Annotated in this window: 18 protein-coding genes; 2 read left to right on the forward strand and 16 right to left on the reverse strand. The window is 71.4% G+C overall.

Annotated elements, in window-relative coordinates; genetic code table 11:
- The 5 genes from ACT01A_RS03855 to ACT01A_RS03875 form a co-directional block, all read right to left on the reverse strand.
- Positions 1–654 carry a response regulator transcription factor gene (locus ACT01A_RS03855; RefSeq protein ID WP_445150925.1) on the reverse strand — a complete coding sequence of 218 codons (654 nt, stop codon included), beginning with the start codon at positions 652–654 and terminating at the stop codon, positions 1–3.
- Positions 642–2,114 carry a PAS domain S-box protein gene (locus tag ACT01A_RS03860; protein WP_445150926.1) on the reverse strand — a complete coding sequence of 491 codons (1,473 nt, stop codon included), beginning with the start codon at positions 2,112–2,114 and terminating at the stop codon, positions 642–644. The genes ACT01A_RS03855 and ACT01A_RS03860 overlap by 13 nt, the downstream gene beginning before the upstream one ends.
- A 13-nt stretch (positions 2,115–2,127) precedes the next feature.
- Complete coding sequence (locus ACT01A_RS03865) at positions 2,128–2,484, reverse strand: response regulator (RefSeq protein WP_445150927.1); 357 nt, start codon at positions 2,482–2,484, stop codon at positions 2,128–2,130.
- Positions 2,485–2,540: 56 nt separating this feature from the next.
- Complete coding sequence (locus ACT01A_RS03870) at positions 2,541–2,894, reverse strand: hypothetical protein (protein WP_445150928.1); 354 nt, start codon at positions 2,892–2,894, stop codon at positions 2,541–2,543.
- A gap of 95 nt (positions 2,895–2,989) precedes the next feature.
- A complete protein-coding gene (locus ACT01A_RS03875; RefSeq protein WP_445150929.1) occupies positions 2,990–3,790 on the reverse strand; it encodes a DNA polymerase beta superfamily protein in 801 nt (266 codons plus the stop codon).
- A 32-nt stretch (positions 3,791–3,822) separates the two neighbouring features.
- On the opposite strand from ACT01A_RS03875, the gene ACT01A_RS03880 reads away from it, so the two are divergent.
- Positions 3,823–4,158, forward strand: a complete 336-nt coding sequence (locus tag ACT01A_RS03880; protein WP_445150930.1) for a hypothetical protein — start codon at positions 3,823–3,825, stop codon at positions 4,156–4,158.
- 22 nt (positions 4,159–4,180) lie between these two features.
- Here the strand turns inward: ACT01A_RS03880 and ACT01A_RS03885 are convergent, their stop codons facing one another.
- The 4 genes from ACT01A_RS03885 to gltX all read right to left on the reverse strand — a co-directional run bounded on the left by ACT01A_RS03885 (position 4,181) and on the right by gltX (position 7,803).
- Positions 4,181–4,684 carry a hypothetical protein gene (locus tag ACT01A_RS03885; RefSeq protein WP_445150931.1) on the reverse strand — a complete coding sequence of 168 codons (504 nt, stop codon included), beginning with the start codon at positions 4,682–4,684 and terminating at the stop codon, positions 4,181–4,183.
- A 52-nt stretch (positions 4,685–4,736) separates the two neighbouring features.
- Complete coding sequence (locus ACT01A_RS03890) at positions 4,737–5,129, reverse strand: RrF2 family transcriptional regulator (protein WP_445150932.1); 393 nt, start codon at positions 5,127–5,129, stop codon at positions 4,737–4,739.
- A gap of 106 nt (positions 5,130–5,235) precedes the next feature.
- Positions 5,236–6,318: an HDOD domain-containing protein gene (locus ACT01A_RS03895; protein WP_445150933.1), complete on the reverse strand. Its 1,083-nt coding sequence runs from the start codon at positions 6,316–6,318 to the stop codon at positions 5,236–5,238.
- A gap of 141 nt (positions 6,319–6,459) precedes the next feature.
- A complete protein-coding gene (gltX, locus tag ACT01A_RS03900; protein WP_445150934.1) occupies positions 6,460–7,803 on the reverse strand; it encodes a glutamate--tRNA ligase in 1,344 nt (447 codons plus the stop codon).
- Between the two features lie 19 nt (positions 7,804–7,822).
- Between gltX and ACT01A_RS03905 the strand changes: the two genes are divergently transcribed.
- Positions 7,823–8,683, forward strand: a complete 861-nt coding sequence (locus ACT01A_RS03905; RefSeq protein ID WP_445150935.1) for a deoxyribonuclease IV — start codon at positions 7,823–7,825, stop codon at positions 8,681–8,683.
- 369 nt (positions 8,684–9,052) lie between these two features.
- Here ACT01A_RS03905 and dnaE read toward each other — a convergent pair whose 3' ends face one another.
- From dnaE to argJ, 7 genes are all read right to left on the reverse strand, one after another.
- The gene (gene dnaE / locus ACT01A_RS03910; RefSeq protein WP_445150936.1) at positions 9,053–12,616 is read right to left on the reverse strand and encodes a DNA polymerase III subunit alpha; all 3,564 of its coding nucleotides are present in this window, start codon (positions 12,614–12,616) and stop codon (positions 9,053–9,055) included.
- Positions 12,617–12,698: 82 nt separating this feature from the next.
- Entirely contained in the window at positions 12,699–15,155 is a 2,457-nt protein-coding gene (locus ACT01A_RS03915) for a hypothetical protein (RefSeq protein WP_445150937.1), read from the reverse strand.
- A gap of 66 nt (positions 15,156–15,221) precedes the next feature.
- Complete coding sequence (locus ACT01A_RS03920) at positions 15,222–15,383, reverse strand: hypothetical protein (protein ID WP_445150938.1); 162 nt, start codon at positions 15,381–15,383, stop codon at positions 15,222–15,224.
- A gap of 12 nt (positions 15,384–15,395) precedes the next feature.
- Entirely contained in the window at positions 15,396–16,670 is a 1,275-nt protein-coding gene (locus ACT01A_RS03925; RefSeq protein ID WP_445150939.1) for an argininosuccinate synthase, read from the reverse strand.
- 5 nt (positions 16,671–16,675) lie between these two features.
- Positions 16,676–17,830, reverse strand: a complete 1,155-nt coding sequence (locus ACT01A_RS03930; RefSeq protein ID WP_445150940.1) for an aspartate aminotransferase family protein — start codon at positions 17,828–17,830, stop codon at positions 16,676–16,678.
- On the reverse strand, positions 17,827–18,690 hold the full coding sequence (argB, locus tag ACT01A_RS03935; RefSeq protein WP_445150941.1) for an acetylglutamate kinase: 864 nt from the start codon (positions 18,688–18,690) through the stop codon (positions 17,827–17,829). Before argB ends, ACT01A_RS03930 begins: the two co-directional genes overlap by 4 nt.
- 2 nt (positions 18,691–18,692) lie before the next feature.
- A complete protein-coding gene (gene argJ / locus ACT01A_RS03940; protein WP_445150942.1) occupies positions 18,693–19,943 on the reverse strand; it encodes a bifunctional glutamate N-acetyltransferase/amino-acid acetyltransferase ArgJ in 1,251 nt (416 codons plus the stop codon).
- Positions 19,944–19,988 lie beyond the last annotated feature (45 nt).

Below are 19,988 nucleotides of genomic sequence, written 5' to 3' on the forward strand. Positions count from 1 at the left end.
TCAGCCCGCGCTATCGCGCACGTAAGCCAGGACGGCCAGCACGCGCCGGTGGCCTCCGTCACCGGCGCTCAGGCCGAGCTTCTCGAAGATCGCGGTGACGTGGCGCTCGACCGCGCGCTCGGTGACCGTCAGCGCCTCGCTGATCGCGCGGTTGGTCTGGCCCTCGGCCATCAGCTCCAGGACCTCGCCCTCCTTCGGGGTCAGCGTCTCCAGCGGCCCGTCAGGCCGCCGCCGGCCGAGCATCTGCGAGACGACCTCGGGATCGAGCACGGAGCCGCCCTCCGCGACGCGGCGGACGCCGTCCACGAAGCGGTCGATGTCGGCGACGCGGTCCTTGAGCAGGTAGCCGACGCCTTCGGCCCCGCCGGCCATCAGCCGCTGCGCGTAGGACTCCTCGACGTACTGCGACAACACGAGCACGCCGATCTCCGGCAGCTCGGCGCGCAGCGTCTCGGCGGCGACGAGCCCCTCGTCGGTGTTGGTGGGCGGCATGCGGATGTCGACGATCGCGACATCCGGCTGGTGCGCGCGCACCTTGCGCAGCAGGTCCTCGCCGTCGCCTGCCTGGCCTACAACTTCGATGCCCGCCTCCTCGAGGATGCGGACCGCGCCCTCGCGCAGCAGAACGGAGTCGTCGGCGATCACGACGCGCACGGGATCTCCCCTCGGAGGACGGTCCCGCCGGACGGCGGGCTGGTGACGGTCAGGACGCCGCCCAGGACGGCGAGGCGGTCGGCGAGGCCGCGCAGGCCGCCGCCGTCGGGATCGGCGCCGCCGGCGCCGTCGTCGCGAACTTCGACGACAAGAACGCCGGGTTCTTCGACGACGGCGATCTCGACGACCGTGGCGCTGGCCGCGTGCCGCGCCGCGTTGGTGAGCCCTTCCGCGACCAGGAAGTACGCGGCCGCCTCTACGTCGGCGCCGTAGCGGCGGCCGTCGGCGGGCGGCGCGGCGACACGCGCCGCGAGCGCGCTGCGGCGCACCAGGCCGTTCAGCGCCGGTGCGAGGCCGCCCTCGGTGAGGATCGCCGGGTGGATCCCGCGGGCCAGCTCGCGCAGCTCGGCGAGCGCCTCGGTCAACCCCTCGTCCAACTCGGTCAGCAGCTCGCGGGCGGCGTCGGCGTCGCCGTTGTCCAGGCGCCGCTGGGCGAGCCGCAGCGTGACCGCCAGCGAGACAAGCGACTGCTGGGCGCCGTCGTGGAGGTCGCGCTCGATCTGGCGGCGCGCCGCATCGGCGGTGTGGACGATGCGGGCGCGCGAGTCGCGCAGCTCGGCCTCGGAGCGCTTGCGGTCGGAGATGTCGCGGAGGTGGCCGGTGAAGAGCGTGTCGCCGCCGACGTCGATCCGTGTGATCGTCAGCTCGACCGGGAAGCGCTCGCCGTCGGCGCGCTGGGCCTCGATCTCGATGCGCCGGTCGAGCAAGTGCGGGGTGTCGGTCTCCAGGTAACGATGCAGGCCGCGTCGGTGCGGCTCACGCAGCTCGGGCGGGACGATCAGGTCGGCCATGTCATGACCTACAGCTTGAGTCGAGTTGTAGCCGAACGTCCGCTCGGCGGCGGCGTTGAACTCCACCACCTTGCCTTGGGCGTCCATCGTGACGACGCAGTCCAGCGCGGCTTGAAGCGTCGCGCGGTGGCGGGCGTCGGCAAGCCGGCGCTCCACGAGCTGGCCGAGCATTGCGCCGAGCAGGTCGAGCGTGGCGAGCAGCTCGGGGTCCGGGTCGCGCGGGCGATCGGCGAACAGCTCCACGACGCCGACGGTGCCGCGCTCGGAGCGGACCGGGAACGCGACCGCGGCGTGCAGTCCGGCGGCCGTGGCGGCGTCGCGGCGCGGCAGGCGGTCGTCCACGGTGGCGTCGGTCAGCCACTCGGCGGTCCCAGCGGCGAAGACGCGGCCGGGCAGGCCCTCGCCGAGGCGCAGGATCGTGGTGCGGGTGGCGTCCAGGAACGGCGCCAGGTCACCCGGGCCATCGGTTGACGAGCACGCGACGCAGGCCAGCGCGCCGCCCTCGGCGGTGGCGGGCTCCCATGCCGCGGCCAACCGCCAGTCGAGGCGCTCGGTGATCGTCCGCAGGAGCCGTTCATAGGCACCGGCCGACTGTTGCGCCACTGACATCTAGATGTGGACGCTACTGGGTGAGCAAGCCGTCAAGAGCGGCACCGGAGAGGTCCGCCTTCGCGAGGAAGCCCTTGGCGCCGTGAGCGGCGGCCAGCGCGGCGAAGTCCCCCGCGTCCTGGGTCGAGACCAGGACGACGGCGACGTCCGGCTGGGCGTCGGCGAGCCGCTGGGCGACGACCAGGCCGGAGACGTCCGGCAGGCCGATGTCCAGCAGGACGAGGTCGGGCGTCAGGCGCTGCGCTTCGGCCAAGCCGTTGGTGCCGTCCTGCGCCTCGCCGACGACGGTCCAGCCGTCGCACTCCAGCGCGCGGCGGGCGGTGCGGCGAAACCGCGGATGGTCGTCAACGATCAGGACGCGGCCCGGCACGCCGTGCATTGTCGCCGATCCCGCGCCACCCGATGTGTCGGTTTCCCGCCACACCTTTAGGCGACGGCGGTGGCGCGGAGCGCACCGCGGACCTGCGCGACGAGGCGCAGCAGGTGGTCGTGCTCGGCGACGGCGACCCAGTAGCGGCGCTGGATCGTGTCGAAGCCCTTGCGGTAGGTCAGGCGCAGCTGAAGCCGCGCGCCGAGCGCCGGGACGACCTCGAGGGCGATGACGTCGCGGGCGGCGACGCGCAGGCCGTCGCCGACGATCTCGAGGATGCCGTCGTCAAACCGCGCCAGGCCGCTGGGCCAGACCGGGACGTCGGCGCGCATCGTGAAGCTCGGGGCGACCATCGGGACGGGCGCCTGGTTGGCCTCACGGCTGAGGATGGAGAGCGGATCGCGGAACACGTCGGGGATCCTGCCGCCCGCGGCGCGGCCCGACCGTGGTGCGGGCTGGCGTCTGCGGTGGCGGAGAACCGACACCCGCCGGGGCCGTCACCTCGTCACCCTGCCGCGCGCGCCGCCCAGGCCGTTCGGTAGGCGTCTCCGAGGAAGGCGTCGATCCGCGCGAGGTCCGCGTCGGGCGGCAGGTCGGCGGCGTCGGCGGCCGCGCGCAAGCGCTCGGTGGCGTCCTCGATCTGCTCGAGGATCTCGCTCAGCGGCGGCTCGCCCGCGCGGACGCCGCGCAGCCGCGTGCGGTCTGGCTCGGCGACCGGCAGCGAGATCCGGCCGGTCTGAAGGAGCTCGATGCCCTGGTGGCCGATCCGCAGCGCGTGCATCGCGTACTTGGTGTCGTAGCCGTGGGTGGCCGACAGCTCGCGGGTGCGCGTGGCGTGGCGCTCACCGCGCAGGCTGCGGGCCTGGGCGTCGAGGTAGCCGAGAAACGCGCGGCCGGTGCGGCGCGACAGGAACGCTGGCGCGAGCTGTTGGAGTTGCTCTCCGAGCGGGTCGCGGTGCAGCACGTCGTCGCCTGCGACGAAGAACAGCAACAACACGGTGGGGCTGCCCTTGATCGCCAGCCGCGCGAACTTGCGCAGGCCGTAGATCGTGAGGTCGACGTCGCCCGGGCCAGACGGGTGGCCTTCCGGCTGCGTGCGGGCGACGCAGTGCTCGAAGCGGCGCAGACCCAAGATGTAGTCCTCGGACTCGATGCAGACACCCATCTCGTCGCGGTCGTCGGTTCCGGGGTTGGAAAGTCCGTGCACGGTCGAGCCGACGAGGCCGCGCAGGATGCAGCCCTCGGTCGCGACGCGCAGGGCGACGTCGCGGTCGGGCTCCAGCGAGTTGACGGTGACGAAGTCCACAGAGGACAGCTTGACCGATAGCGTCGTCGACCATGGACCAGGCGGCCATGCGCGCGTTGTTGATGGGGATGCCCCAGGCAGAGGAGTACGAGCACGGCGGCCTGCCCGCGTTCCGGATCCGCGGCAAGCCGCGCTTTGCGACGATGCTCGACGACGAGGGCGTCAACCTCTTCCCCGGTGAGGAGGGCATCCTCGCGTTCACGCAGTCACACCCGCAGTGGTGCACCGAGCGGTGGTGGGGCAAGCAGCTCGCGGCGGTGCGCTTGCACTACGCCGACGCGCCTCGGGAGTTGGTGGAGGACTTGGTCCTGGAGTCGTGGTCGGCGCGCGCGCCGAAGCGACTGCTGAGCACGTTCGAAGGGTTCTAGGCCGGGCGCGCGCGGAACGCAGTCAATCTCGTTCCCACCAGCGTGGCAGTGGATCATCACTGCGCCGCGCGACGCGCGTGACCGGCTGCTCCCACCACCGCATCGCGTGATCCTCGACCGCCCACCGGATCGCCGGCAGCGTCGCGGGCCCGACACCGCGGATCGAGAGCAACTGCTCATCGCTCATCTCCCGCAGTTGGTCGACACGCTCGACGCCCGCCCGGTTCAGCGTCGTCTGCACGTGGCTGCCGATCCGGAGGTGGTCGATCCCCTCCGTGTCCTCGTCCTCGTCGCCAGGCTCCCGCAGCTGCGGCGTGAGGTTCGCCGCCGCGCCCTTCAGGTTCCGCGCCAGCGCCGCCAGACGACCCCTTGACTCATCGCTCAGCAGACTGTCCTCGTCCGCGAGGACCGTCGTCACCGTGTCCGCGATCAGGCCGAGCGCCTCGGCCAGACCATCCGCCCCACGATCTGCCGGCATGGCGCGCAGTATCGCCAATTCGCCCCCGAACGCCAACCCCGTCTTCAAAGTCGCGTGACAACCCTCACTCAGCTGTCACCACAAGGGATGAGGCGTTCGCTCAGATGTAGTACATCGCCACGCCCGCGGCCTTCTTCTCCTGCTCGACCACGTCGGCGACGGTGGTCTTCTCCAGGATGGCGCGGGCGGCGTTGGCGGCGTCAAGGAAAATGCCTTCGGAGCCGCCGCCGAGGGGGCCGTCGAGGAGCTCGACGATCTCCAAGACGGTGATCTCGGAGGCGGGCTTGGCGAACGAGTAGCCGCCCTTGACGCCGCGCTGGCTCTTCAGCAGCCCGGCGCGGCGGAGGACCGCGAAGAGCTGCTCGAGGAACTGGACCGGGATGCCGCGCGCGCGGGCGAGCTCGCCGATCGGGATGGGCGAATCGCCGCCCTGACGGGCGAGCTCGGTCAGCGCCTTCAGCGCGTACGGTGACTTCGTGGTGATCGACAGCATCCCGGTGTCGATGCTACGACACCGGACGGCTGGGGAAGCTACGGCTGGCTCTACAGCCAGCCGCGCTCGGTGGCGGTCGCGACCTCGAGAGGCGCCGCCGTCAGTCCTACAACCACCCTCGCTCGGTGGCGATGAGGACCGCCTGCGCGCGGTCGACCGCGCCGAGCTTGCCGTAGATGTTGTGGAGGTGGGTGCGGACCGTGGAGGTGCTCAGGGAGAGCTCCAGCGCGATCTGCTTGTAGACCTTGCCCTCGGCGAGGCGCTTGAGGACCTCGAGCTCGCGGCCGGAGAGCGGGCACGGGTCGATCTGACGCGTGCGGCCGGTCGTCGGGTACGGCAGGTCGTACATGACGCTGCGCAGCTCGCTCGGCCCGAGGCCGATCGTCCGGGCGCACTTCAGCAGCTCGGTCGGCGACACGGCGCCGCCCTGGGAGTAGTGCGCGAGCATGTCGGCCAGGCGGACGAACGCGGCCTCGCCCTGGGCGTCGTCGGCGTGGTGGCGCTCGATGACCGACGCGACGGCCTTCGGCAGGCCCCAGCGACGGGCGAGGACGCCGCCGACCAGCGCGTGGTCGACGCCGAGCTCACGGCGCTCGCGGTGGATGCGCTCCTCCGGCGTGCGGGCGTTGCCGTGCACCTGGCCCGGGTAGCCGGGGTAGGCGTGCATCAGCACGAGCTTGCCGATGTCGTGCAGCAGCGCGGTGACCATCAGGCGGTCGCGGTGCTCGTAGCCGGCCTCGGTCGCGAGACGGTCAGCGGCACGCTGCGTCGCGACGCCATGCAGGCGGAAGCGCTCGGGCGCCGCGTCCCACACGGACGAGCGCTCGAAGAAGTCAAAGGTGCGAGCGCGGGTCGCCAAGGCCTGGACGGCCTCCGGCGAGAGCAGCTCGACGGCCTGCACGACGGACTCGACCTTGCCGCGGGTCTTGCCCTCGACCTGGTTGCCGAGACGCAGCACGCTGATCACCAGCGCGACGTCGGACTCAACCGCGGCGACGACCTCGCCGGTCGACACACGCTCCTGGCGCACGACGCGCAGCAGGCGGTTGCGGGACTCGGCCAGGGCCGGGAACGCCTCCAGGGCCTCGAAGGCAGCCGTCAGGCGACGGCCATGACCTTCGTTGTGACGGCGCTGGACATCAGCGGCCGGCGTGTGCTGGCTCTGGGAAGCGGCTGCGGCTGGGGGCATGTCGTCTCTGGGCTCCATGAAGGCAGGGGCACGGTTGTTCCGGCCCGTCGGTACATCCCGGTTATCGGCAGCCGTGGACGGATGATTGAGCACCAGATCCAACACTTGTCCGGTGCGTTGTCAGATCGGACCGAATCCCTGCTATTGCGCAGCCGTCGCGAGGGCCGCGTCGAGGCGGCGCAGCGACTCCTCGCGGCCAAGCACCGCAAGGGATTCGAAGATGCCAGGCGAGATCGTCGTCCCCGCCAGCGCAACGCGGATCGGCTGGAAGACATCCTTGGGCTTGCGCTCCGGATCGGCTTCCACGACCTCGCGCAGCGCGACCTCGATCCGCTCGACGTCGAACGGCTCCAGGTGGGCCAGCGCCTCGCGGGCCTGGACCAGCGCGCCGCGGTGGCCGGCGTCCAACCACTTCTCGCGCGCCTTGTCGTCGCCGTCGGCCGGGCCGTCGAAGAGGAAGCCCGCCAGCGGCCAGAAGTCCGCGAGCGTCCCGATCTTCTCCTGGGAGATCGCCACCGCCGCGCGCAGCCCGGTCCGTCCCGTGAACGCCTCGAGCCGCGCGGTGAGCGCGTCGACGTCCAGCTCGCGGATGTAGCGCCCGTTCAGCCACGTGAGCTTCTTGACGTCGAACTGCGCCGGGTTCTTCTGCACGCGCGCGACGTCGAACTGCTGCTGTAGCTCGTGCGTGGTCAGGATCGTCTGGTCGTCGGCCGCGCCCCAGCCAAGCAAGGCCAGGTAGTTGCGGACGGCCTCCGGCAGGAAGCCGGCGTCGCGCAGCTCCTGCACCGAGGCCGCGCCGTGGCGCTTGGAGAGCTTCTTGCCGTCCGGCCCGTGCAGCAGCGGCAGGTGCGCGAACAGCGGCGGCGCGGCACCCAGCGCCTCATAGACCAGCAGCTGCTTGGGCGTGTTGGAGAGGTGGTCCTCGCCGCGGACGACGTGGGTGATCTCCGCGTCGAGGTCGTCCACCGCGACGGCGAAGTTGTACAACACGCTTCCGTCCGCGCGGGCGATCACCGGGTCGTCGAGGTGGACGTGCTGGAAGACCGTGTCGCCGCGGATCAGGTCGTGGACGATCGTGGAGCCGTCGTCCGGGACGCGCAGCCGAACCGCGCCCTCGTCCTCGGCGATCCCGCGGAAGCCCTTGTCGGCGCCGTGCTTGGACTTGTACTCCTTGACATCGTCGCCGGTCGCCGTCGACCGGTAGGCCTTGCCCTCGTCGAGCAGCTTCTGCAGCAGCTCCTGGTGGCGCTCGGTGCGCGAGACCTGCGAGATCGGCCCCTCGTCGTAGTCCAGCTCCAACCACTTCAAGGCGTCGAGGATCTGCTCGACGTTCTCGGGCGTGGAGCGCTCGCGGTCGGTGTCCTCGATGCGCAGGACCAGGACGCCGCCCTCGTTGCCGCGGGCCATGAGCCAGTTGTAGAGGGCGGTGCGGGCACCGCCGATGTGGAGGGCACCGGTGGGCGAGGGAGCGAAGCGGACGCGCATTTCGGTAGGACTCTAGGTGATGCTCATCGGCGCACATGTCTCCCCGGCCGGCGGCCCGGCGAAAGCGGTCGAACGCGGGGTCGAGCGGGGTGCCCGCGCGATCCAGATCTTCAACCAGAACCCGCGGGCGTGGAAGCCGACGATCTACAGCGACGAGGCGATGGCCGACTTCCGCGAGGCGATGGAAGGCTCGGAGGTCGACGCGCTGCTGATCCACGCCGTCTACTTGCTCAACGCAGCGTCCGAGGACCCCGACATCCGCGCGAAGACGCTGACGTCGCTGATCGCCTCGCTGCGCGCCGGGGACGCCCTGGGCGCGGTGTCGGTGGTCCTGCATCCGGGCAGCGCGCTCGGCGGCGAGGTCGCGCCGGCGATCAAGCGGGCGGGCGCGGTGATTAAGGAGGCGCTGGCCGAGAGCGAGTCGTGCGCGCTGCACCTCGAGAACACCGCCGGCGCCGGCGGCACGCTGGGCCGCTCGTTCGGCGAGCTGCACGCGCTGATCGACGCCGCGGGCGGCGACGCGCGGTTGGGCATGTGCCTGGACTCCTGCCACCTCTACGCGTCCGGCTTTGACATCCGCACCGCCGAGGGCCTGACCAAGGTCCTGGACGAGTGCGACGACGTCGTCGGCCTGGACCGCCTCGGCTCGCTGCACTTCAACGACTCCAAAGGCACGCTGGGCTCCAACCGCGACCGCCATGCCGACGTCGGCCAGGGCGAGCTCGGTGAGGACGGCTGCGCGGTCTTCCTCAGCGAGCCGCGCTTCGACGGCCTGCCGGTGATCCTCGAGACGCCGGGCCCCGACAAGAAGGGGCCGACGAAGGAGGAGCTGGAGCTGTGCTGGACCCTGCGCGAGCGTGGGGCAAAGGCACGCGGCTAGCGGCGCGGCGCGCCTGGGCCGCCTGGCCGTCAGCGCTGGTTTCACCCGACTCGAACCCGGAGACACTGCGGTCGGACGCGCAACGTCCAACGCATGGGAGCAGCAACGCAGTGCGGCCCCCGCCCCCGGTCCAGCGACAGAGCGGGGGCCGCATTCGCGACGCTACACGGCCGACCGCGGCCTGCGGGGGAAATCGTTCACCCGTTGCTGGGTGATTGGCGCCCCGCATTCCGGATGATCGTGAACGAGACCATCGCTTTGGCTCCGTCGCGGGTGCTCGCGACGAGCCGGTAGCGGCCGTCGCGCCGTCGACTCGCCCTACGCCGCTGCGGGCTCGGGCGACTGAGGCCGTCGCGCCGTCGACTCGCCCTACGCTGCCGCGGGCTCGGGCGACGGCGGCGCGGCGAGCGCCTCCGGCCCGAGGATGCGCGCTAGCTCGGCGCGCAGCGACGGCGTCGGGTCGACGCGGAAGTCCGAGCCGAGCCGCAGCGTGCGCGGGCCACCGGAGGTGCGGACGTCCAGCAGGACCTCGGCCTCCCCCACGTGGTTGCCGAACACGTGCTTGAGCTCCTCGATGATCGAGGCGGGCAGGCGCGCGGCGTCCAGCACCAACGTCAAGGCCTCGGGACCCTTGGCGACCTCGACCGCGTTGGCGCGCGCGATGTCGACCTCTTGCTGGGTCGGCTCGAACAGCTCACAGGCCTGGACCTTGATCGTCAGGCCGCGGTCGTCGTTGCCCACGCGACCGCGCACGGTGACGATCTTGTCGATCTGCGCGATGTGCTCGTACTCGGCGAGCTGGTCGCCGAAGAAGATCAGCTCGATCGAGCCTTCGAGGTCGTCGAGCGTCGCGAACATCATCATGTTGCCGGTGCGCGTCTTGAGCTTGCGCGCCGCGGTGATGATCCCGCCGACCGTGATCCACTCGCCGTCCTTGACGGTCGGCAGTTCGCTCAGCGGCCGGTCGACCTTGGCGAACAGTGCCTCACGCACCTCCTTGAGGGGGTGCATCGAGAGGAACAGGCCGATCGCGTCCTTCTCGTGGGCGAGCAGCTCGTTCTTCTCGAACTCCTCCTCCGGGATCGCCGGATGCACCGGCCCGGCGAACGCGGCCGCCGCGCCGTTGCTACCGCCGCCGGAGTCGCCCCCGCCGCCGCCCGTGTCAAAAAGGTCGAAGATCGAGCCCTGGCCGATCTCGGCGTCCTGCTGGGCCTTCTGACCCGCGGACTGCGCAGCCTCCAAGACCTCCAACATGCCCTTGCGCGACGCGCCCGTGGAGCCGAAGGCCCCGCACTTGATCAGCGCCTCGATCGACCGCTTGTTGACGGCCTTGGGGTCGACGCGCTCGCAGAAGTCCCAGATCGACGTGAAGTCGCCGGCGTCCTCGCGGGCGCGCTTGATCGCCTCGACCGCCGCGTAGCCAACGCCCTTGACCGCGTCCAGGCCGAAACGGATGTTGCCCTCGACGACGACGAACTCGTGGTCGGAGAGGTTGACGTCCGGGGGCAAGATCTCGATCCCCATCTCGTCGCACCGGGCGGCGAAGAACGGGACCTTGTCCTTGGTGTCCATGACCGACGAGATCAGCGCGGCCATGTACTCGGCGGTGTAGTTGGCCTTCAGCCACGCCGTGCGGTAGGAGATCAGCGCGTAACACGCCGCGTGCGACTTGTTGAAGGAGTAGTCCGCGGACTTCTCGTTGGTCGCCCAGAGCCAGTCGATCGTCGACTGCGCGACGCCGTTCTTGGCGGCGCCCTCGCGGAACATCGGCTCCAGCTTGGCCATCGCCGCGCGGTTCTTCTTGCCGATCGCCTTGCGGAGGTCGTCCGCTTGGGCGCCCGTGAACCCGGCCAGCTCCTTGGAGATGAGCATGGACTGCTCCTGGTACAGGATCACGCCGTACGTCGGGCCGATGATCGGCTCCAGACGCTCGTCGGCGATCGAGACCAGGTCGGGGTTGCGCTTGCCGCGCGCGTAGGTCGGGATCTGCTCCATCGCGCCCGGGCGGTAGAGCGACACGAGCGCGACGAGGTCGTCGAACTCCGTCGGCTTGACCTTGCGCAGGGCCTCCTGCATGCCGTCAGACTCGAACTGGAAGACGCCGACCGAGTCGCCCGCGGCGAGCATCTCGTAGGTCTTCTCGTCGTCGAGCGGCAGGCGGGCCATGTCAGGCCGCTCGCCCGTGGAGCGGGCGATGATGTCCAGTGCGTCCTCGATGACGTCGAGGTTGCGCAGGCCCAGGAAGTCCATCTTGAGGAGCCCGAGCTCCTCGACCGGCTTCATCGAGAACTGCGTGACCTGCCGGTAGACCTTGTTGCCGTCGGCGTCGGTCTCGTTGGCGTCCGCGAGCTGCAGCGGCACGACGTCGGTGAGCGGCATGCCCGCGATGACGACCGCGGCCGCGTGGATCGAGTTGTTGCGGACGATCCCCTCGAGGCCCTTGGCGACGTCGATGATCTGCTTGGCCGTCGGGTCCTCGTCGTAGGCGGCGCGCAGCGGCTCGCCCGGCTGGAGGCAGTCGTCGAACGACGGCGGCCGGCCCATGATCGGATCCGGGATCAGCTTGGCGAGGCGGTCGCCCTGGCCGTACTCGTGGCCGAGCACGCGGGCTGCATCGCGCGTCGCCGCGCGCGGGAACATCTTGCCGAAGGTGATGATCTGCGCGACCGAGCCGCGGCCGTACTTCTCGACCACGTACTGCATCACGCGCTCACGGCCGCGGACGGAGAAGTCGATGTCGATGTCCGGCATCGACACGCGCTCGGGGTTGAGGAAGCGCTCGAAGAGCAGGTCGTAGCGCAGCGGATCGAGGTCGGTGATCCGCAAGGTGTAGGCGATGATCGACCCGGCGGCCGAGCCACGGCCCGGGCCGACGGCGATGCCGTTCTCCTTGGCCCACTTGACGAAGTCCCACACGATCAAGAAGTAGGCGTTGAAGCCCATCTTGTCGATGGTCGCCAGCTCGAACTCCATGCGCTCCATCGCGGCGGCCGGGATCGGATCGCCGTAGCGGTGGCGCATCCCCTCCATCACGCGGTCGCGCAGGTACTGCTTCTCGTCCTGGCCCTCGGGCAGGAAGCGCGGGATCAGCTGCTCGCCGAGCGGGATCTCGACCTCGCAGCGCTCGGCGACCTCGACGGTGTTCGGGACCGCATCCGGCCACTCCGCGAAGTCGCGGGCCATCTCCTCGGAGTTCTTGAGGTAGAACTCGTTGGTGTCGAAGGTCATCTTCGGCGCGGCGAGCGTCGACTTGGTCTGCACGCACAGCAGCGCCGTGTGGTGGTGGTAGTCCTCGCGCCGGAGGTAGTGGACGTCGCCGGTGCCGACGAGCTTGCCGCCCATCTCGCGGGCGATCTTGACGATGCCCTCGTTGGCCTTGTTCTGGTCGGCGATGCCGTTCTTCTGGACCTCGAAGTAGACGTCCCCAGGGCCGAAGACCTGGATCAGCTCGTCGACGTGGGCCCGGGCCTCGGGCTCGTTGTCGGCGATCAGGCGCTGGCAGAAGCGGCCGGCGAGGCAGCCGGTCAGGGCGATGACGCCCTCGGCGTGCGCGGCGAGCTGGGCCATGTCCAGCGACGGCTTGCCGCGGTGCAAGCCCTCGAGGAAGCCCATCGAGGAGAGCTTGACCAGGTTGCGGTAGCCGACGTCGTTCTGCGCGAGCAGCGTGAGGTGGTTGCGCTCGACGCGGCCCGGCGCGCGGTTGGCGTGGTCGTCGACGAGGTAGATCTCGCAGCCGAGGATCGGCTTGACGCCCTCGTCCTTGCACGCCTTGTACATCTCGATGGCGCCGTTCATGACGCCGTGGTCGGTGAGCCCGAGGGCCGGCTGCCCGAACTCCGCGGCGCGCTTGGCGAGCGCCTTGATGTTGCAGGCGCCGTCGAGCAGCGAGTACTCGGAGTGGACGTGCAGGTGGACGGCTGGGGACTGGCTCACGGGCGAAGATCGAGGATAGGTGTCGGGGCGGATGGCGTGGCGGGGTCGGACAGGGCTTGCCGCAAGGAGCGGATTTTGGGACTCATCGGCCTCCGCGCTGGGCGCGGTCGAGCCAGGACAGGAGCGTGCGGACGTCGCGCAGTGAGCCCTCGACGGAGGCCTGGCTGGGCTGCGCGGTCCCTGCGAGGACCGCGGGCAGGAGGCCGGCCGACGTGTGCAGGGTCGCGTCGGCGGGCGGCGCGTCCTCGGCCGACAGGATCGACAGCGGACCCTCACCGGAGGCGTGGATGCGCCAGCGATCGGCGCCCGCGGCGGCAACGTCGATCGACAGGCGACGGCCTTGGGTCCAGGCGGGATCGACCGCCTTGGCGAGCACCGTGAGCAGCAGGCCCGGCGACGGCGAGACGGCCTTGGCCGCCAGCTCGGCGAGGCCGACCGGCTGCCGCCGCGCCTTCAGCAGGCGACGGAGGTAACGGCGGTTCTCGATCGTCGTGTCCGGGAGCCGGCGGCCGGCGCCGCCCGCGACCAGCGGGACGAGCGCGGCGAGCGACCCGGAGACCTTCGCCTTCGGCGTCTCGCCCCGCGGCAGCGAGACCCGGACGAGGTCGTGCTCGACCTGCACCCGGTGCGTCGTGCCGCCGAGCACCTGCAGCTCGTAGGTGATGGGGTTGCGCGTGAGCCCCGCTTGGGCCGGCAGCAGCGCGACCAGCAGCAGCTCCGCGATGTCCGGCTCGCTGTCGGCCAGCGCGGTGAGCGCGTTGCGCAGCCACGGCGAGGGCTTGAGGATCGGCGCGCGCTGCGGCAGCGGCTGCCGCACCGGCTTGGACGCAACCACCCGCGGCCGGACCGGCACCGGCTCATCCTCGACCGGCTCGGGCACGGGCGCCGCCGCCGTCGGCACGAACGCGGCATCGTCGGGCTCGACCGGCGGAGCGACGACGAACGCTACGACCTCGGCCTCCGGCTCCTCCTCGACCGGCTCCGGCTCGACGACAGACGGCGCGGCGAAGCCGACCGGCTCCGGCTCGACGACGGCGACCGGCTCCGCGACCTCGACCGGCTCGGCGAGGTCAGGCGACTCCGCTCCAAGCTGCTCCTCGACCGACTCCAGCTCGGCGGCCAGCGACTCGGACTCGAAGCCCTCCTCGAGCGGCTCAGACTCCGGCTCGCGCTCCGTCTCCGGCGCCTCCGCCCGCAGGCGCGCGGCGGCCGCGGCGAAGTCGAGGTCCAGCGCGGGGTTCGGCGACGCGGGCGCGGTTGTGAGGTGGGAGAGCGCCTCGCGCAGGGAGGCGAGCGTCGCGGGGTTCGTGACGGGCTGGGCGATGCGCGAGGCGGCGAGCTCGGCCTCGGCGGCGGCGCGGGCGGCACGGTCGGTGTCGCCGCGACGGCGCTCGGTCTCCAGCTCGGCCTCGGCGACCCAGCGAGCGGCGCGCTCGGTCTCCAGCTCGGCGCGGAGCTCGACCAGGCTCGTCTGCTCGGCAGAGGCTTCGTCGTGCAGGCGCGTCGCGACCGCGACGACGTTCTCGACGCGCTCGGTCAGCCGCGACATGCGCTGGTCGTCGGCGCGCACCGCGGTCAGCTCGGCGTCCAGCGACTCCAGCGCCGCGCGCAGCTGCGCCTCGGTCGCGATCCGCTGCTCGAGCTCGCGCGACAGCTCCTCTGAGCGCGCCTGCGCCGCGGCCAGGGCGGTCTCCAGCTCGGCGATCCGCTGCCCGGCCGCCGCCTGCTGGCGCTCCAAGGCCGCCGCTCGCGTCCGTGCCGCATCGGCCGCGGACTCCGCGGCGACCCGCGCGCGCCGCTCGTCCTCCAAGCGCTCCTTGAGCACCCGCGCCGCGGCACCAAGCCGATCCTTCACGGAGGCGACCGCGCGCTCGACCGCCTCGACCCGCCCCGCGAACTCGCGCCGCTCAGCCTCGACGCGCCCGGCCAGTGCGGCCTGCTCGGCCGCCGCGCCCTCCACCAGCGCACGCTGCTGCGCCGCCAGCCGCGCGTCGGCCTCCGCGTCGCGCGCCGCCAGCGCCTCGCGCGCCGCGCTCACGGCCGAGGACGCCGCGGTCGTCAGCTCGTCGCGCCGCGCCAGCTCCGAGCGCAACAGCAAGCCCTCGCGCTCCAGCGCCTCGCGCCGCTCGCGCTCGGCGGCCACGCGCAGCCGCTCGTCCTCCAACGCCTTCCGCGCCCGGTCACGCTCGGCCGCGACCGTCGCCAGCTCGGCCTCCGCCGCCGCCAGCCGCTCGCGCAGCTCGGCCAGCTGCACGCCCGCCAGCTCGCGCGCCGCGGCGGTCTCGCCTTGAGCCTCCAGGCGCTCCTGCTGCTCGGCCCATTCGCGCTGACGCGAGACCGTCAGCTGCCCTTCGACCTGCGTGACCCGCGCCCGCAGCCGGTCGCGCTCGGCCGCGACCTCCCCCAGGCGCCGCTCGGCTTCGAAGAGCCGCAGCTCCAGGCCCGCGTCCTCGGACACCTCGGCGCGGCGCGCGCGCCGCGAGGCCAGCACCTGCGGGTCGACGACGTTGCCGCTCTCGGAGGACGGAGGAAGGGTCATGCGGCCCGGGACACTAGGCCCCGGGCCGGACGGATTCGGCGCCGAACGATCGGCTGACCCGAAGCCTTACTGCGTCTGCCGCTGCTTCGCGTTCGCCGCCACGATCAGCGCTCCCACGCCGACCCCGACCGCGCCCGCCGCGGCGAAGCGCTTCGCCCGCGACACGCGATGGCCGAGGTACCACTTTGCGCCCTTCCAGACGACGAACCCCAGGATCTTGTAGCCCATTACGGACTACGACTACCCGCGAGCCTCGTTGCGCAGACGCCACGCGAGCCGCGACTGCAGCGACCACAGCTCGATGAAGCCCGGCGACGCCTGCTGGGAGAACAGCCCGCCGGACTCGTTGAACGAGGCCAGCGACGCGTCGTAGACCGCGTTCGGGGACTCGCGCGTGACGACGCGCGCCATGCCCTTGTAGAGCTTGACGCCGATCGTCCCGGTCACCTGCTTGTTGACCTCGTTCATGTAGGCGTCGATGTCGGTCCGCAGCGGCTCCCACCACAGGCCGGCGTAGACGAGGTAGCCCCACTGCTGGTCCAGCCCGGTCTTGAAGCGGTTCTGGTGGATCGTCCCGACCAGGCGCTCCAGCTCGGCGTGGGCGGGCAGGATGATCGCCGCCGCCGGCACCTCGTAGATGTCGCGGACCTTCAGGCCGACGATCCGGTCCTCGATGTGGTCGACGATCCCGACGCCGTGCTTCATGCCGATCTCGCCGACGCGGTCCAGCAGCTCGACGAGCCCGAGCTGCTCGCCGTTGAGCGCGACCGGCACGCCCTGCTCGAAGCCGATCGTGACGGTCTCGGCCTCGTCGGGCGCCTCCTCGGGACGCGTGACGAGCTGGAAGACGTCGTCGTCAGGCGCGTGGGTCAGGTCCTCGATCCACTTGCCCTCAGACGACCGGCCCCAGATGTTGTCGTCGATCGAGTACGGCGCGGACTCCGTGCCGCCCTTGACCGGGATCCCGTGCTCGCGCGCGTAGGCGATCTCCTCCTCGCGGCCCATCTTCCAGTCGCGGACCGGGGCGATGATCTTCAACTCCGGCGCCAGCGTCGCGACCGTGCCGTCGATCCGGACCTGGTCGTTGCCCTTGCCGGTGCAGCCGTGGGCGATCGTGTCGCAGCCGGTCTCGCGCGCGACCTCGACCGCGATCTTGCCCAGCAGCGGCCGGCCCAAGGCGGTGAACAACGGGTAGTTGAGCCCGTAGTTGGCATTGGCCTTGATCGCCGGGACGATGTACTCGGCGGCGAACTCCTCGCGCGCGTCGACCACGCGCGCGTCGATCGCGCCCAGGCGCAACGCCTTCTCACGGACCACGTCGTAGTCCTCACCGGGCTGGCCCAGGTTGATGGTCAACGCGACCACCTCGGCGTTGTACTGGTCCTGGATCCACTTGAGCATGACGCTGGTGTCCAGGCCGCCCGAGTACAGGAGGCAGACGCGGCCGACCTCTTCAGGACGCGCCAGGTAGGACGCGGCGGGCTCGTGGGGATGGAGAAGCTGATCGTCGGTCATGGCACTCACTTGGTGTCGAGGAGACGCGCGAGCCGGGCGAGGGCGTCGTCCAGCTCGGCGTCGGTGATGGTCAAGGCAGGGAGAAGTCTCAGCGTGGTCGGGCCGGTCGCGTTGAGGACGAGGCGCTCTTCGCGCAGCGCGCGGCCGACGAGGTCGGTCGCCGGCTCGGTGCGGCTCGGGTCCAGCTCGGCGGCGAGCATGAACCCGCGCCCGCGCGTGGAGGCCACGCCGGGCAGCTCGGCCAGCGCGGCGCGCAGCTCGTCGCCCTTCGCGCGCACGCGCGTGAGGAGATCCGGATCAGAGACCACGTCGAACACCGCCAGGCCGGCCGCGGCCTGCACCGGGCCGCCGGCGAAGGTCGAGCCGTGGTCGCCGGGCTCGAAGCCCTCGGCGAAGCGCTCGTTGGTGACGACGGCGCCGATCGGCAGCCCGCCGCCCAGCGCCTTGGCGACCGTGATCAGGTCGGGGACGACCCCAGCGTGCTCGTAGGCCCACAGCCGCCCGGTCCGCCCGAGCCCGACCTGGACCTCGTCGAAGATCAGCGCCGCGCCGTGCTCGTCGCAGGCCTCACGGGCCGCGCGCAGGACGTCGTCGTCGAGCACGTAGACGCCGCTCTCGCCCTGGATCGGCTCCAGGATCACCGCGGCGGTGTCGGCGTCGATCGCGCTGCGCAGCGACTCGACGGTCGGCGGCACCGCGACGAAGCCCGGGACCAACGGCGCGAACGGCGCTTGCTTGGCCTCTTGGGGCGTGGCGCTCAAAGACCCATACGTACGCCCGTGGAACCCGCGGTGCACCGAGACGATCGTCCCGCCGCGCTTGGCCTTGCGCGCCATCTTGATCGCGGCCTCGTTGGCCTCGGTCCCGGAGTTGGCGAAGTGCACGCGGCCGCCGAGCGAAGACGACACCAGACGCTCGGCCAGCGCGGCCATCGGCGCGGTCCAGAAGAGGTTGCCGACGTGGATCAGCTGCGAAGCCTGCTCGGTAATGGCCTTGACGACAGCGGGATGCGCGTGGCCCACGCTGTTGACCGCCAGGCCCGTCTGGAGGTCGAGGTACTCAAGGCCATCGACATCCCAGAGCGTCGACCCGGAGCCGCGCACGAACTCGATCGGCTGCCGCGCGTAGGCGGGGACGAGCGCGTCGCGCGCCTCGCTCACGAATCCGCCTCGATCTTGGTGCCGATGCCCTCGTCGGTGAAGAGCTCGAGCAGGATCGAGTGCGGCACGCGTCCGTCGACGATGTGCGCCGCGGTGACGCCGCCGTGGATCGACTCCACGCACGCCTGCAACTTGGGCCGCATCCCGCCGGCGATCGTCGTCAGGGCGTCTTCCACCTCTTGCGCCGTCGCCTGCGAGATCCGCGACAGCGGGTTCTCGGGGTCGCGCAGCCAGCCGCTGACGTCGGTCAAGAACAACACCTTGTAGGCGCGCATCGCCCGCGCGACGGCGCCCGCCGCCTCGTCCGCGTTGATGTTGTAGGAGTTGTTGTCGCGGTCGGTCCCGACCGAGGCGATCACCGGGATGTAGTCGTCGGCGATGTGGCGCAGCACGTCGGTGTTGACGCGCGTGATCTTGCCGACGAACCCGACGTCCTCCCCACCCGGCGCCTCGGTGCGCTCGCACATGAACAGCCGGCCGTCGTCGCCGCTGAGCCCGATCGACAGTTGCCCGTGGCGGTTCAGCCGCCCGACGATGTCCTTGTTGACCTTGCCGACCAGGACCATCTTGGCAATCTCCACCGTCTCGGCGGACGAGACGCGCAGGCCGCCGACGAACTGCACCGGGATGTCCAGCCGGTTCATGTAGGCCGTGATGTCGGGCCCGCCGCCGTGCACGACGATCGGGTTCATCCCCACGTACTTGAGCAGGACGACGTCGCGCGCGAAGCCCTCTCGCAGCTCCGCGTCCTCCATCGCCGCGCCGCCGTACTTGATGACGACGGTCTGGCCGTGGAACTCGCGGATGTAAGGAAGCGCTTCGAGGAGCGTGCTGACGTCGCGCATGCGGTCGGTGGGCACCCTTAGGTGGTGTACTCGGCGTTGATGGTGATGTACTCGTGGCCGAGGTCAGAGAAGAAGACCTCGGTCTCGAAGCCGTCGCCCGGGAGCGTGATCGCGTACTCGACCTCGTCACCGGAGACGCGCTGGACGAGGTCGTCCTCGTCGTGGCGCACGGCGTTGCCGGCGACGCACACGGCGACGTCCTCGATGGTGATGTCGAAGGGCAGCGGCGCGGTGTCGGGCAGCGCCATGCCGATCGCCTGGGCGATCCGGCCCCAGTTCGGATCGCCGCCGTAGAGCGCGGTCTTGACCAGCGGCGAGTTGCCGATCGCCCGCGCGACGCGCTCGACGTTGGGCCCGTGCCCGCCGCGGACGGTGACGCGGCCGACGCGGCGCGCGCCCTCGCCGTCGCGGCAGAGGTCGATCGCCAGCTGGCGCAGCAGCGCGTCGAGCGCCTGGCCGAAGATCAGCTCGGCCTGGGACTCGGACTCCACGACGACGCCGGACGCGCCGCCGCACAAAAGCAAGGTGGTGTCGTTGGTCGAGAGCTGGCCGTCGACCGTGGCACGATCGAACGAGCGCTTGACGCAGACGCCGAGCAGCAGGTCGGCGGTCTCCGCCGGGACCACCGCATCGGTCTCGATGAAGCACAACATGGTCGCGTGCGAGGGCGAGATCATCCCGGCGCCCTTGCACTGCGCGGCGATCCGCACGGTCCCGTCCGGCAGCTCGACGTCGATCGTTCCGCGCTTCTCGAACAGGTCGGTGGTCATGATCGCCTGCTGGAAGGTGGCGACGCCGTCCGGATCCGCCGTCAGCCCCTTGCCGGCCTCGAGCAGCCCGCGGACGGTCTTGTTGCCGTCCAGCTGCACGCCGATCACGCCGGTCGAGCAGACCGCGACGCGGTCCTCGGTGGTCCGGGCCATCATCGCGCCGGCGCCCTGCATCCGCGCGGCCTCGTCCATGCCCTGGCGGCCGGTGGCGGCGTTGGCGTTGCCGGAGTTGACGGCGACGGCACGCAGCGCGTCCAGCCGCGCACGCTCGCGCGTGACCAGGACGGGCGGCGCGGCGGAGCCGGAGCGCGTGAAGCGCGCGGCGGACGTGGTGTCGTCGTTGTCGGACACCAACAACCCCACGTCGAGCCCACCGGACGGCTTGATCCCCGCGGCGGCACCGCCCGCGCGGAACCCGTTTGGCAGCGGCGCGCCCGGGACCTCGGTGACGCTGTCGGGCACGTCGACCCAGCGCGAGCGGAAGAACGGCACGCTCATGACGCCACCGCCGTGCGAGGGAGCCCCTGGGCGAGCTCGCGCCCG

It is taken from the genome of Baekduia sp. Peel2402, assembly GCF_052567285.1.

Bases quoted from the DNA above. Each gene is read 5' to 3' on its own strand.
- ACT01A_RS03860 (WP_445150926.1), bottom strand. From the start codon at position 2,114: ATGTCAGTGGCGCAACAGTCGGCCGGTGCCTATGAACGGCTCCTGCGG.
- ACT01A_RS03880 (WP_445150930.1), top strand. From the start codon at position 3,823: ATGGACCAGGCGGCCATGCGCGCGTTGTTGATGGGGATGCCCCAGGCA.
- ACT01A_RS03890 (WP_445150932.1), bottom strand. From the start codon at position 5,129: ATGCTGTCGATCACCACGAAGTCACCGTACGCGCTGAAGGCGCTGACC.
- ACT01A_RS03895 (WP_445150933.1), bottom strand. From the start codon at position 6,318: ATGCCCCCAGCCGCAGCCGCTTCCCAGAGCCAGCACACGCCGGCCGCT.
- gltX (WP_445150934.1), bottom strand. From the start codon at position 7,803: ATGCGCGTCCGCTTCGCTCCCTCGCCCACCGGTGCCCTCCACATCGGC.
- ACT01A_RS03905 (WP_445150935.1), top strand. From the start codon at position 7,823: ATGCTCATCGGCGCACATGTCTCCCCGGCCGGCGGCCCGGCGAAAGCG.
- ACT01A_RS03915 (WP_445150937.1), bottom strand. From the start codon at position 15,155: ATGACCCTTCCTCCGTCCTCCGAGAGCGGCAACGTCGTCGACCCGCAG.
- ACT01A_RS03920 (WP_445150938.1), bottom strand. From the start codon at position 15,383: ATGGGCTACAAGATCCTGGGGTTCGTCGTCTGGAAGGGCGCAAAGTGG.
- ACT01A_RS03925 (WP_445150939.1), bottom strand. From the start codon at position 16,670: ATGACCGACGATCAGCTTCTCCATCCCCACGAGCCCGCCGCGTCCTAC.
- argJ (WP_445150942.1), bottom strand. From the start codon at position 19,943: ATGAGCGTGCCGTTCTTCCGCTCGCGCTGGGTCGACGTGCCCGACAGC.